The 13,099-nt window shown below is 44.3% G+C and carries 11 protein-coding genes and 1 pseudogene; all 12 read left to right on the top strand.

The genetic code is table 11. The annotated features are described in order from the left end of the window. Positions 1 to 120: 120 nt before the first annotated feature. A complete protein-coding gene (locus tag C6H66_RS17710; RefSeq protein WP_036810752.1) occupies positions 121 to 696 on the top strand; it encodes a YecA/YgfB family protein in 576 nt (191 codons plus the stop codon). A 48-nt stretch (positions 697 to 744) separates the two neighbouring features. Continuing rightward, entirely contained in the window at positions 745 to 2,061 is a 1,317-nt protein-coding gene (gene pepP / locus C6H66_RS17705; protein ID WP_105396274.1) for a Xaa-Pro aminopeptidase, read from the top strand. A 7-nt stretch (positions 2,062 to 2,068) separates the two neighbouring features. Next, on the top strand, positions 2,069 to 3,247 hold the full coding sequence (ubiH, locus tag C6H66_RS17700; RefSeq protein WP_105396273.1) for a 2-octaprenyl-6-methoxyphenyl hydroxylase: 1,179 nt from the start codon (positions 2,069 to 2,071) through the stop codon (positions 3,245 to 3,247). 38 nt (positions 3,248 to 3,285) lie between these two features. Further along, complete coding sequence (gene ubiI / locus C6H66_RS17695; protein ID WP_105396272.1) at positions 3,286 to 4,518, top strand: FAD-dependent 2-octaprenylphenol hydroxylase; 1,233 nt, start codon at positions 3,286 to 3,288, stop codon at positions 4,516 to 4,518. A gap of 358 nt (positions 4,519 to 4,876) precedes the next feature. Beyond that, positions 4,877 to 5,971, top strand: coding sequence for a glycine cleavage system aminomethyltransferase GcvT (gene gcvT / locus C6H66_RS17690; protein WP_105396271.1), 1,095 nt, complete (start codon positions 4,877 to 4,879; stop codon positions 5,969 to 5,971). A 121-nt stretch (positions 5,972 to 6,092) separates the two neighbouring features. Further along, a complete protein-coding gene (gene gcvH, locus C6H66_RS17685) occupies positions 6,093 to 6,485 on the top strand; it encodes a glycine cleavage system protein GcvH (protein WP_105396270.1) in 393 nt (130 codons plus the stop codon). 87 nt (positions 6,486 to 6,572) lie between these two features. Then, positions 6,573 to 9,449 (top strand): aminomethyl-transferring glycine dehydrogenase, encoded by a 2,877-nt coding sequence (gcvP, locus tag C6H66_RS17680; protein ID WP_105396269.1) that lies wholly within the window; start codon positions 6,573 to 6,575, stop codon positions 9,447 to 9,449. 616 nt (positions 9,450 to 10,065) lie between these two features. Then, the gene (locus C6H66_RS26930) at positions 10,066 to 10,995 is read left to right on the top strand and encodes a pyocin knob domain-containing protein (RefSeq protein WP_248000720.1); all 930 of its coding nucleotides are present in this window, start codon (positions 10,066 to 10,068) and stop codon (positions 10,993 to 10,995) included. Continuing rightward, on the top strand, positions 10,967 to 11,461 hold the full coding sequence (locus C6H66_RS17670) for a hypothetical protein (RefSeq protein WP_105396268.1): 495 nt from the start codon (positions 10,967 to 10,969) through the stop codon (positions 11,459 to 11,461). The genes C6H66_RS26930 and C6H66_RS17670 overlap by 29 nt, the downstream gene beginning before the upstream one ends. A gap of 12 nt (positions 11,462 to 11,473) precedes the next feature. After that, positions 11,474 to 11,815, top strand: coding sequence for a tail fiber assembly protein (locus C6H66_RS27305; RefSeq protein WP_105396267.1), 342 nt, complete (start codon positions 11,474 to 11,476; stop codon positions 11,813 to 11,815). A 631-nt stretch (positions 11,816 to 12,446) separates the two neighbouring features. Continuing rightward, positions 12,447 to 12,728 (top strand): annotated as a pseudogene (locus C6H66_RS26920) (helix-turn-helix domain-containing protein); the annotation flags it as partial. 3 nt (positions 12,729 to 12,731) lie between these two features. Further along, a partial coding sequence (locus C6H66_RS26915) for a transposase (RefSeq protein WP_248000725.1) occupies positions 12,732 to 13,099 on the top strand: 368 nt, incomplete at its 3' end.

Below are 13,099 nucleotides of genomic sequence, written 5' to 3'. Positions count from 1 at the left end.
CAATCATTATAACGCGATACCGACAGACAACTAACGATTAGCTAGGTTGTTGTCTGGTATAGCGACTCCCCTTGGTGGTAGCATAGCATGAACTTACACCGTCAACGATGACCAATACACATGTCTATACAGAATTCATTACCAGATTATCAATCTTTTGACGAAATATTGCATCAACAGTCAGTGGCGCTGACGGCAGCGGAGATGCATGGGTTGATTAGCGGCCTGCTGTGCGGCGGTAACCGCGACAGTAGCTGGCAGGTCTTAGTTCATGATTTAGCGAATGATGGGCTGGCTTTTTCCCATCCATTAGCTCAACAATTGCGTGAATTACGTGAAATCACATTTGAATCATTGGATGACAATAATTTCGCATTCAATTTATTGCTGCCAGATGAAGAAGATAATGTGTTTGAACGCGCAGATGCATTAGCGGGATGGGTTAACCATTTTTTGCTGGGATTAGGTGTTGCTCAACCGAAATTCGCGGATAGAAAAGAGATCAGTGAGATTATTGGCGATTTACGCAATATCGCTCTGCTTGGTTATGAAGAAGGTGATGATCAAGAAGAGTTGGCTCAGGCATTGGAAGAGGTCCTTGAATATGTGCGGGTGGCAGCACAGCTTTGCTATATCGCCTTTACTGAACCTAAAACCGTTTTAATCGCAAAAAATGACAAACCAACATTGCATTAATTGGTGTTTATTGAACGCAAAATAATTAACTAGGTTGCAGGAGAGGGTATGATCAAACAAGAATATTTATCCCGCCGTCAGGCTTTACTGGCAAAAATGGCTCCGGCCAGCGCAGCGATTATTTTTTCTGCCCCGCCTGCGCCACGAAATTCAGATAATGAACATCCCTATCGTCAGCATAGCGATTTCCTTTATTTGACTGGGTTTAATGAACCGGAAGCGGTACTGATATTAATTAAGAGTGATGATAAGCATAATCATAGCGTGCTCTTTAATCGAGCGCGTGACCTGACTGCGGAAATTTGGTTTGGTCGCCGTCTTGGGCAAGAAGCGGCGCCGGAAAAACTGGGTGTTGACCGAGCTTTGCCTTTTGATGATATCAAGCAGGAGCTTTATCTGTTGCTGAATGGTTTAGATGTGGTTTATCACGCACAGGGCGAATTTGCTTACGCCGATGAAATTGTCTTCCATGCGTTGGATATATTAAGAAAAGGCGGTCGTCGTAATCTTTCAGCGCCTTTAACGATAACCGATTGGCGCCCTTGGGTGCATGAAATGCGGTTGTTTAAATCTAAGTCAGAAATTGAAATGATGCGCCGGGCAGGTGAAATCAGTGCACAGGCCCATATGCGCGCGATGAGAGTTTGCCGCCCAGGTATGTTTGAGTATCAACTGGAAGCCGAAATTCATCACGAATTTACTCATCAGGGTGCTCGTTACCCTGCTTACAACACGATTGTCGGGAGCGGTGAAAATAGCTGTATTCTGCACTACACCGAGAATGAAAGTAGGATGAAAGAGGGTGACTTGGTGTTGATTGACGCAGGTTGTGAATATCTGGGTTATGCCGGAGATATCACCCGTACTTTCCCTGTTAATGGCAAGTTTACCCGCGCTCAGCGTGAAATTTACGATATCGTCCTGAAAACACTTAATGTCTCATTGGAGTTGTATAAGCCGGGGACCAGCATCAACAAAGTCACAGAACATGTCGTGCAGATTATGGTAGAAGAGTTGGTGAAACTAGGCATTATGCACGGTGAAGTTGAACATCTAATCGAAACTAAAGCCTATCGTCAGTTCTTTATGCATGGATTAAGCCATTGGTTAGGGTTGGATGTGCATGATGTCGGTGACTATGGTGTAGAGCGTGACCGTATTTTGCAACCGGGAATGGTATTGACTGTTGAACCGGGGCTTTATATTGCACCGGATGCTGATGTGCCGATGGAATATCGTGGTATCGGTATCCGTATTGAAGATGACATTTTGATCACTGAAACAGGTAATGAAAACCTGACAGCCAGTGTTGTTAAAGAAGCTGATGAGATTGAAGCTCTGATGGCGAAAGCAAAGCAGGGTTAAGTTAAGAATGGACGTGATTATCGTTGGTGGAGGCATGACCGGCGCGACGCTTGCGCTGGCGATATCTTCCCTGAGTAAGGGGCGGATTCATGTATCCCTGATTGAAGCAGCAGAGCCGGAGCGGAAACATCCCGGTTTTGATGCCAGAGCGATAGCGCTGGCTTACGGTACTTGCCAGCGTTTACAACAGATTGGCGTTTGGTCTGTTCTGGAAGAGTATGTGATACCGATAACTCACGTTCATGTTAGTGATCGTGGTCATGCAGGGTTTGTGAACCTTTATGCAAAAGAATATAACATTCCAGCTTTGGGCAATGTTATCGAGTTGTATGATGCAGGGCAGTGTTTGTTCGGATTACTGAAAAATGCGCCTGGTGTAACGCTACATTGTCCATCCAAGGTTATGGCTGTTGAAAGAACCCTGTCATCGGTAGCTGTCACTCTGGACAGTGGTGAACGGCTGCAAGGTGAATTGCTGGTAGCGGCGGATGGCAGCCATTCTGCCATTGGTCGTGCCTGTAATATTCAGTGGCAACGGCACGCTTATGAACAGGTTGCTGTAATTACTAATGTACTGACTTCGGAGCATCCGCGAGGCAGTGCATTTGAACGTTTCACAGAACATGGGCCACTTGCTTTGTTGCCAATGTCTGGGGGGCGGAGCTCGCTGGTATGGTGCCATCAATTGGCTCGGCAAAAGGAGATAGCGGGTTGGAATAATGAGCAATTTCTTCGGCAGTTACAGCAAGCATTTGGCTGGAGACTAGGGAAAATATTGGAAACCGGTCATCGTCATAGCTATCCATTGACACTATCTACTGCAAATCAACAAATTAGCCACCGATTGGCGCTGGTGGGAAATGCCGCGCAAACATTACATCCAATTGCAGGTCAGGGTTTCAATCTTGGTATGCGAGATGTGATGACATTGGCTCAGATTGTTTCTGAGGCTTTTGCTGCTGGACAGGATATTGGTACTTATCAGGTTTTGGCCAACTACCAACAACAACGAATTTTAGATCGAGAAAACACCATCGATATTACCGATGGATTGATACGGATATTTGCCAATCGTTATTTTCCATTACAAGTCGGGCGTCACTTCGGCCTGATGATGATGGAAAAATGCTCTCCTATGCGGGATATCCTGGCCCGTCAGACTCTGGGTTGGGTCGCCCAAAGATAACCGCAGATCAAGCAGACAAAGTAAGAGGACGTTATATTATGCAATCATTTGACGTGGTTATCGCTGGTGGCGGTATGGTTGGTTTGGCGCTTGCCTGTGGCTTACAAGGCAGTGGTTTGCGGGTGGCCGTGGTGGAGAACTATCCTCCTGCTCAACCCGTTATTGCTGGAGAAGAGTATGCTTTGCGGGTCTCTGCGATTAATGCAGCCAGTGAGCGCCTATTACAGCATCTTGGTGTGTGGCGACATATCTTGGATATTCGCACCAGTTCTTATCAGGAAATGGAAGTTTGGGAGCGTGATAGCTTTGGCCGTATTCAGTTCAGTGCGGCTGAACATGGGCTGGAATATCTTGGTCATATCATTGAGAATCGGGTTATTCGTGAGGCATTATGGAAAAAAGCAGACAGCTTACCTGATGTGACCATGTTGGCGCCGGCGGCTTTGCAACAGGTTGCCTGGGGTGAAAATGAAGCTTTTATGACTTTATCCGATGGTCGCATGTTAACTGCTTGTTTAGTTGTTGGCGCTGATGGCGCTCATTCATGGTTGCGTCAACATGCTGATATTCCTCTCACATTCTGGGATTATGAACATCATGCATTGGTAGCCGCTATTCGCACTGAAGAGCCGCACGGCCGGGTTGCCCGCCAGGTCTTTTATGGTGAGGGTATTTTGGCGTTTTTGCCCCTTGCCGATCCTCATTTGTGTTCTATCGTCTGGTCATTACCGGGTGAAGTCGCAGAACAGTACAAACAGCTTGATCATAAGCGTTTCAACCAGCAATTGGCGGTAGATTTTGATCTGCGCCTTGGTCAATGTGAACTGATGAGTGAACGTCTGACAATTCCACTGACCGGTCGTTATGCCCGTAATTTTGCGGCTCATCGTCTGGCCCTGTTGGGAGATGCCGCTCATACCATTCACCCATTGGCAGGACAGGGAGTGAATTTGGGTTTTATGGATGTTGCTGAACTGATAGGTGAATTGCGTCGTTTGCATGGTCAGGGAAAAGACATTGGTCAGCATTTTTATTTGCGTCGCTATGAGCGCCGCCGTAAACATGGCGCTGCGGTGATGCTGGTCGGCATGCAAGGTTTTCGTCAATTATTCGATGGCAATAATCCGGCGAAAAAACTTTTGCGGGATGTCGGGTTATCTCTGGCAGATAATTTACCGGGAATTAAACCTAAATTACTTCGTCAGGCAATGGGGTTGAATGACTTACCGGACTGGCTCTCTTCTAAATCCTATTCGGCTGAAAAAATCTAATTTAGCCTCTGCTTATCGATAACTTTTTCTCATGTCTTGCTGAAATATGAATAGGTGATTTTATTCATATTTCAGTTAGGTTGTAACAGAAAATGAGTGTTTTCTAAAGTTAATTGTTAATTTTGAGTATTATGACTCATTTTAATAGTTGAAAATTCTGCATACTCATAACACGTTTTTTGACGGTCACTAAATTGAACCCTATTTTTACTTATGGTTCATTTTGGTTTTCAGTGATAACTTTCATTTTAAGATATCGTTTGCGTCGCGTTTTTTAGCCGCTTTTTGTTCATGATTCACAGTATCTGTCGGTTAATACGCGGTATGTTTTCATGCAGGAAATGAAAAGAGGGAAATAATGGCAAAACAAACTCCATTGTATGACCAGCATCTGGCTTGTGGTGCGCGTATGGTAGATTTTCATGGCTGGATGATGCCTTTGCATTATGGTTCACAAATGGATGAGCATCATACTGTCCGCACTCATGCCGGTATGTTTGATGTTTCCCACATGACGATTGTGGATCTGCATGGCGCTGGTTGCCGTGATTTCCTGCGTTATTTGCTGGCAAATGACATTGCTAAACTGACAGAAAAGGGTAAAGCCCTATACACCGGGATGCTTAATGCTTCTGGCGGTGTAATTGATGACCTGATTGTTTATTACCTCAGCAATGATTTTTATCGATTGGTGGTCAATTCTGCGACTCGTGAGAAAGATCTGGCATGGATTAATGAACATGTAGCCAGTTACTCGGTTGACATTCAGGTTCGTGATGATCTGGCATTAATCGCGGTTCAGGGGCCTGAGGCTCAGGCGAAAGTAGAGTCTCTATTGAATGATGAACAAAAACAGACTATTGCCGGAATGAAACCTTTCTTTGGCGTTCAGGCGGGGGATCTGTTTATCGCGACAACGGGTTATACCGGTGAAGCGGGTTATGAAGTGGCGTTGCCAAAAGAGCAGGCCGTGGATTTCTGGCAAAAATTGCTGAGTGTCGGCGTTAAGCCTGCGGGATTAGGCGCGCGTGATACGCTGCGGCTTGAAGCCGGTATGAACCTCTATGGACAGGAAATGGATGAAACCATTTCTCCCCTTGCGGCTAACATGGGCTGGACAATCGCTTGGAAACCCGAAGATCGCCAGTTTATCGGCCGTGAAGCGCTAGAAAAACAGCGTGAAGAGGGCGCCGAGCAGTTAGTTGGCTTGGTGATGAGAGAAAAGGGTGTGTTACGTGGTGGCTTAATAGTTAGTTTTACTGATGAGATGGGCGCCTTACATTCTGGCGTTATTACCAGTGGCACGTTCTCTCCAACATTAGGATTCAGTATTGCCCTTGCCCGAGTGCCGCAGGGGATTGGTGAGCAGGCGGTTGTCCAAATTCGCAATCGTGAAATGCCGGTTCAGGTAATCAAACCTAGCTTTGTACGGGCGGGTAAGCCTCTCGTATAGTCATTTTTATCGAATAATAACTTGATGAGTAAATAGCAATTTATCCCGGTAAGCATGATTGGCGCAGCAGCACGAAATAGCCTAATCGGGGTAGATTCTAGTATTGAAGGAGATGATGGTAATGAGTAATGTACCCGCAGAGTTAAGATATGCCCAATCACATGAATGGGTTCGTGCAGAAGGCAATGGTGAATACACGGTAGGTATTACCGAGCATGCACAGGAGCTGCTAGGCGATATGGTCTTTGTTGATTTGCCGGAAATAGGTGGTGAAATCAATCTTGGCGATGATTGCGCGGTGGTTGAATCAGTGAAAGCGGCTTCTGATATCTATGCGCCACTGAGTGGTGAAATTATTGCCGTTAATGAAGCGCTAAATGACTCGCCCGAATTAGTTAACAGCGAGCCTTATAACGAAGGTTGGCTGTTCCGTATTAAAGCCTCTGATGAAAGTGAACTTTCGCGTTTGCTGGATGCCGAAGGATATCAGGCACTTCTGGACGAAGAAGAATAATATGCTTACCGTCGCCCTGTTTCACATTGTGAGCAGGGCGTTTTTATTTGTATGCCATTTCTGGCCAGCTTCAGGAATTAGTCACAAATGATCCAGACATTAAGCCAACTCGAGAATCAGGGCGAGTTTATCCGCCGTCATATTGGCTCTTCCGCCGAACAGAAAAAAGAGATGTTGGCGACAGTGGGAGCAAGTTCCCTTGATGAGTTAACACAGAAAATTGTTCCCCGTGATATCGCGTTGCCAGAGCCACCCGATGTTGGCGGTGGCGCGACTGAACAGCAAGCGCTAGCTGAACTGAAAGCGATTGCCGGCCAAAATAAGCGTTACCAATCCTATATTGGCATGGGGTATGTGCCTGCTGTACTTCCGCCGGTTATTTTGCGTAATTTATTAGAAAATCCTGGCTGGTATACCGCTTATACACCTTATCAACCAGAAGTTTCTCAGGGTCGCCTTGAATCACTGTTGAATTTCCAACAAGTGACGATCGATTTGACGGGTTTGGATATTGCCTCTGCTTCTCTACTGGACGAGGCTACCGCGGCGGCGGAAGCAATGGCGATGGCAAAACGTACCAGCAAACTAAAAAATGCTGACCGTTTCTTTGTTGCTGATGATATCCATCCTCAAACATTGGACGTTGTTCGTACTCGCGCGGAAACCTTTGGCTTTGATGTGATTGTGGATAAAGCAGAAAAAGTCTTGGAGCTGGAAGGCGTATTTGGTGTGCTGTTACAACAGGTTGGTACAACCGGTGAAGTTCATGATTATGCTGATCTGATCGCACAACTGAAACAGCGCAAAATCATTGTCAGTGTTGCCGCTGACTTGATGGCGTTGGTGCTTCTGACCGCGCCGGGTAAACAAGGGGCTGACATTGTGTTTGGTTCTGCCCAGCGTTTTGGGGTGCCAATGGGTTATGGCGGTCCCCACGCAGCATTTTTTGCCAGCCGTGATGAATTCAAACGTTCCATGCCGGGACGTATTATCGGCGTTTCCCGTGACGCGGCAGGTAATACCGCGCTGCGCATGGCAATGCAGACCCGTGAGCAACATATCCGTCGTGAGAAAGCCAATTCCAACATCTGTACGGCTCAGGTGTTGTTGGCAAATATCGCCGGGATGTATGCGGTATATCATGGTTCGAAGGGGCTGAAACGCATTGCGGGACGTATTCATCGTCTGACTGACATTCTGGCGGCCGGGTTACAGAAAGCCGGGTTTACTCTGCGTTATAAAACCTGGTTTGATACGCTGACGGTTGAAGTCGCTGATAAAGCAGCGGTATTAGCACGGGCAGACAAAGCTGAAATCAATTTGCGTACCGATATTTACGGCGCGGTGGGTATCACATTGAGCGAGGCTACCAGCCGTGATGATCTGATCAAATTGTTCTCTGTGCTGACAGGTACGGATGACAAGTTAGATGTTGAAGCACTGGATCAAGAACTGATGACGGAAAGTCACTCCATTCCTGCATCCATGTTGCGCAGTGATGAAATCCTTCAGCATCCAAATTTCAATTGCTATCACAGCGAAACGGATATGATGCGCTATATGCATCGTCTTGAGCGCCGGGATTTAGCACTGAATCAGGCCATGATCCCGTTGGGTTCTTGCACTATGAAACTCAATGCTGCGGCAGAAATGTTACCGATCTCTTGGCCTGAATTTAACGAACTGCATCCATTCTGCCCGCCAGAGCAAGCGCAGGGTTATCAGCAAATGATCAGCCAATTATCTCACTGGCTGGTGCAACTGACAGGTTATGATGCCGTTTGTATGCAACCAAACTCCGGTGCGCAGGGTGAATATGCGGGCCTGCTTGCTATTCGCCGTTACCATGAAAGCCGTGGAGAAGGGCATCGTCATATCTGTTTAATCCCCAGTTCTGCGCATGGCACCAACCCGGCTTCTGCTCATATGGCAGGTATGACAGTGGTGGTGGTGAGTTGTGATAAAGAGGGCAACATTGATCTGGCAGACCTGCGTGAAAAAGCGGAAAAATCCGGTGACGAACTTTCCTGCATCATGGTGACTTACCCATCAACTCACGGCGTATATGAAGAAACGATCCGTCAGGTGTGTGAAATCATTCATCAGTATGGTGGTCAGGTTTACCTTGATGGTGCGAATATGAATGCGCAGGTGGGTATCACCGCGCCCGGTTTTATCGGCGCTGATGTTTCACACCTCAACCTGCATAAAACATTCTGTATCCCACACGGCGGCGGTGGTCCAGGAATGGGGCCGATTGGCGTAAAAGCTCATTTAGCGCCGTTCTTACCAGGGCACTCGGTAGTTCAAATGGATGGCCTTACTGAACAGAGAGCTGTATCAGCGGCGCCATTTGGTAGTGCTTCTATTCTGCCTATTAGCTGGATGTATATCCGCATGATGGGCTCTCAAGGGCTGAAACAGGCAAGCCAGACGGCGATTTTGAATGCTAACTATATTGCTGCTCGCTTAAAGAATGATTATGACGTGTTGTATACCGGTCATAACGGTTATGTGGCACATGAATGTATTCTGGATATTCGGCCGTTGAAAGAAGAGTTTGGTATCAGCGAGATGGATATTGCCAAGCGCTTGATTGACTATGGTTTCCATGCGCCAACCATGTCATTCCCGGTTGCCGGTACGCTAATGGTGGAACCTACAGAATCAGAAAGCAAAGTAGAAATTGACCGCTTTGTGGAGGCGATGCTGGCAATTCGTGCTGAAATTGGCAAAGTGGCGAAAGGTGAGTGGTCATTAGAAGATAACCCATTGGTTAATGCGCCTCACGTACAAGCTGAACTGGTTTCTGACTGGAGCCATAGTTACAGCCGTGAAACCGCGGTTTTCCCAACCTTGGAAACCAAAGCCAATAAATATTGGCCTGCGGTTAAACGTCTCGATGATGTTTACGGTGATCGTAACCTGCATTGTTCCTGCGCACCTGTCAGTGATTATCAATAATCACTAATATAATAGTCAACACCAGTATAATAACTGGTGTTGCTATTTCTTATCTCCATTGGTAGCAATTTTCCTGGTGCTCACTAACTCTTAAAAACCACATGGATTATAACTTGTTATAATTCTTACTCTAATTCCATTAGGGATATTTTGATGTGGAAAGTTCATTATTAATGTTCCGGCAAGCATGCTTATATTCGTTACCATTTTAGTTCTGTAACCTGAAATAGAAAAGTTGTGATAAGAAATGGAGGAGAGCGCGAAGAATATCTGGATATAAAGGATATAGGAATACACTATAAATATAAAATCCAATATCTATAATTTTAGTAGGATATAGAAGAAGAGAGAAATAATTTCGGGTATTGAATGTAATTTTTTTTAATGTATTTATTTTTTTTGATTGTAACTTATTGGGTTGTTTATTTCTGTTAATTGTACGGAGATAATTTATTCTTTAAGTTGTAAGCTCATTTTATTATTATCTTTATGAACTGGATTATTGTTTTTTTCATTCTAACTAAATTATTAGCACGGAGGATTTTAAGAAATAATTTATACAATAGTTCAATATGTCGCTTATAAAAAATAACATTATTCAACTTAAGGTGAATATATGAGTCTCAAGAATGACTTCAAGGCTTTTTCTACTAATAATAATGCCAATGTAGTAAGTCAAGAAATATATGAGGAAAGTCGGAGTTTACAAACTGGGTTTCCACCGGAGAATATTACTATTCATTTACTAAATAAGGTATTACGTCAATCGTCAACAATAGCGTCTGTCGTGGCCAATTTTATCGCTACTCAATCTGGCGATAATGTTTTGGATGATGGCGATATAATCAAACTTGCTTTGCAATTAAATAGAGCTTTAGAGAAGAAAATTACAGCAGAAATACCAAATTCTTCATTGACACAAAAAGGTATTGTTCAACTTACAGATGCTGTCGGTGATAGTAATACATTGGCTGTTACGCAAAAACTTGTCCAAGAAATAATAAATTCATTGCGTAAAGATATTAATAATAGAGTGCCTAATACCCAGAAAGTGAACGGGAAAGTATTGTCTAGGGATATCGATATTACTTCTCAGGATATTTTTAACGAGCAAGCAATACCTATCCCTGATAAAGCCGATTTGAACGAGTATATAACTCCTGGTCTTTATTATCAGCATTTAAATGTACAAGCTGCATCTGGTAAGAACTATCCTGAGCCGATTTCGGGTTCGCTTATTGTGTTGAAAACTGCTGGGATCATTCAACGTTATTTTATCTATAATAGCAGTCGAATATATACACGCAGCCGATATTCCAATCAATCGTGGACACCTTGGGCTAAAGAATACAATACACTAAATAAACCTACTGTGGCGGATATTCAGTCCGAACCCCGTTATACCACTACGATTGATCTCACAGGTTTGAGTACTGAACGCTATTATCCGGTTTGGTGGGCATTCCCAACTAATATCGGGGCGAATTCTTGGCTAACACTTCATCGGCCATATTCATATGATGCAGAAAAAAAAACCTTTTGGTGAAGGGGGAGTACATATTGCTGGATTACTTTTACAAATGGAGGGCGGGGGTATATATTGGGAAGGAGATGCACGATATCTTAGTATTAAACGTATAAATCAAAATTATCGTAAAACGGTAAGAGAGATCCGCTATACCATGATGAGCATTGCCAGGCCCATTGATGGTAAATATCCCCTCTATAATGGAGCGAAATCTGGTGATATTGTAGGTTGTGCCGTTTATAGCGGTTGTTATTTACGTGGTGGTTTAACTTATTTTTCGACCAGTAATTTTACCCAATCAATCCATTATTCACGTGAAGATGAAGAAGTTGAATTGACTCGGAGCTTACAGGCTGACAGTAATTTTGAAATTAAGTGGATGGTAAAATCATTAGCAGCCAGTGATCCATTATTAGGTAAGGAATATGAGGATTCCGCAATGCCTTATTCGCTGGAATATGACACACGTTATCAAAAGAAATAATAATGGGGATATATGATAATATTAAATAAACTAACAGACAAAAATGGTTATGAATATGTCAATGTGCCAGCCGAACCTCATCAACTTATATCGATGGGTTTTAGTGTTCAGGAAGCTCAGGAACTATATCAACAAGCTGTCGTCGAGCAGAAAAATAAAGTGAATCATCGCCAGCGGTATTATTTATTGGAACAGGCGGCTACTATAATGGCGCCATTGCAAGATGCCATTGATTTAGGTATCGCCACTGACGATGAAATAACAATGCTCACAGCATGGAAAAAATATCGTGTTGCGTTAAATCGGATGGATTTCACTGCACTGAACATTGAGTGGCCTGAGCAGCCAAAATGATAAAAATGGCCTGAATAAGCAGGCCATTTATACTGTGGTTTTATTGATGATAAAGGTAAAATATGGAAAGAGCTTGGAGTAAATAAAAAAATTATAGAAAGAAATTTAATAGGTGGAAGAAGGATGATTTTCACATATTGAGTTTAAGGGATTTTTGTATATCTTAATTTCATATTATTGGTTTTTTTATCATTGTCGATTATACAAAATAGTTAACTATTTTAGCTATATATTGGTGAAAGTTGATGGTAAATATAAATTTAAAAAAACACCTTTCTTGAGAATTTTTGTTTTTTATTGAAGAAAAAAAGCATTTAGAATATTGTTCCCCGTAACAATTTAAATATAAATTGTTTTTATTTACTGGCGAAGTCGATTTAAATATAAAATTATTTTATATACTTGATGCTTTTTTCTCCAAAATATGGGTTGTCAGTCCCAATAACAGGCAATAAATCTCTGTGGGTTTATTGTCAATGCCGGCCTTTTGCGACACCCTCAGTGCGGGCGGGGATATCAGGCGAAAAGCCCAGAGGGCTTTAGGACTGGCGACTCCGACGTCTCCTGACTGGATTGATATCTGCCGGTAAAACAGGCTAAAATCAATGCACTTTCTCAATGAGCGCTGAATATGTTAAGAGCGACCAAAGTCCGCCTCTACCCCACACCCGAACAGGCCGGGTATCTTAATGGCCAGTTCGGTGCGGTCCGTTTTGCGTACAACAAGGCGCTGCACATCAAAAAGCATACTTACAAACATCACGGCGTGAGTTTAAATCCGCGCAAAGACCTCAAACCGTTACTGGCGGTCGCGAAGCAATCCCGCAAGTATGCCTGGCTCAGGGCATATGACGCCATTGCATTACAGCAGGCGGTGATCAATCTGCATACCGCATTTGATAATTTCTTCAATCTTATCCAGTCGACTGGGGAGAAGGTCAATAACCCGCGTCACCTTATCAACTCTGCCCGTAACCTGCGTCGAAAGCAAAAATCGCTGTCCCGCAAACAACAGGGCAGCGCTAACCGCAGCAAAGCCCGATTACGTCTGGCGGCCGTCCATGAGCGGGTAGCCCATGCCCGCGCCGATTTTCAACACAAACTCTCCCGAACAATGGTTGACGAAAACCAAGCGGTCATTGTTGAGACGCTGAAATCGGCCAACATGATGAAGAATCACCACCTTGCCCGCGCTATCGGGGATGCGGGCTGGCATGGCTTCGTCAAGAAACTGGAATACAAAGCCGCAGCGGCGGGCGTTCATCTGGTCAAACTGGATCAGTG

Source organism: Photorhabdus hindustanensis (assembly GCF_002968995.1).
Lineage (GTDB): Bacteria > Pseudomonadota > Gammaproteobacteria > Enterobacterales > Enterobacteriaceae > Photorhabdus > Photorhabdus akhurstii.
This window is presented reverse-complemented; position numbering and strand designations above follow the sequence as displayed.

Coding starts and splice junctions, on each gene's coding strand:
- C6H66_RS17710 (WP_036810752.1), top strand. CDS start 121: ATGTCTATACAGAATTCATTACCAGATTATCAATCTTTTGACGAAATA.
- pepP (WP_105396274.1), top strand. CDS start 745: ATGATCAAACAAGAATATTTATCCCGCCGTCAGGCTTTACTGGCAAAA.
- ubiH (WP_105396273.1), top strand. CDS start 2,069: ATGGACGTGATTATCGTTGGTGGAGGCATGACCGGCGCGACGCTTGCG.
- ubiI (WP_105396272.1), top strand. CDS start 3,286: ATGCAATCATTTGACGTGGTTATCGCTGGTGGCGGTATGGTTGGTTTG.
- gcvT (WP_105396271.1), top strand. CDS start 4,877: ATGGCAAAACAAACTCCATTGTATGACCAGCATCTGGCTTGTGGTGCG.
- gcvH (WP_105396270.1), top strand. CDS start 6,093: ATGAGTAATGTACCCGCAGAGTTAAGATATGCCCAATCACATGAATGG.
- gcvP (WP_105396269.1), top strand. CDS start 6,573: ATGATCCAGACATTAAGCCAACTCGAGAATCAGGGCGAGTTTATCCGC.
- C6H66_RS26930 (WP_248000720.1), top strand. CDS start 10,066: ATGAGTCTCAAGAATGACTTCAAGGCTTTTTCTACTAATAATAATGCC.
- C6H66_RS17670 (WP_105396268.1), top strand. CDS start 10,967: ATGATGCAGAAAAAAAAACCTTTTGGTGAAGGGGGAGTACATATTGCT.
- C6H66_RS27305 (WP_105396267.1), top strand. CDS start 11,474: ATGATAATATTAAATAAACTAACAGACAAAAATGGTTATGAATATGTC.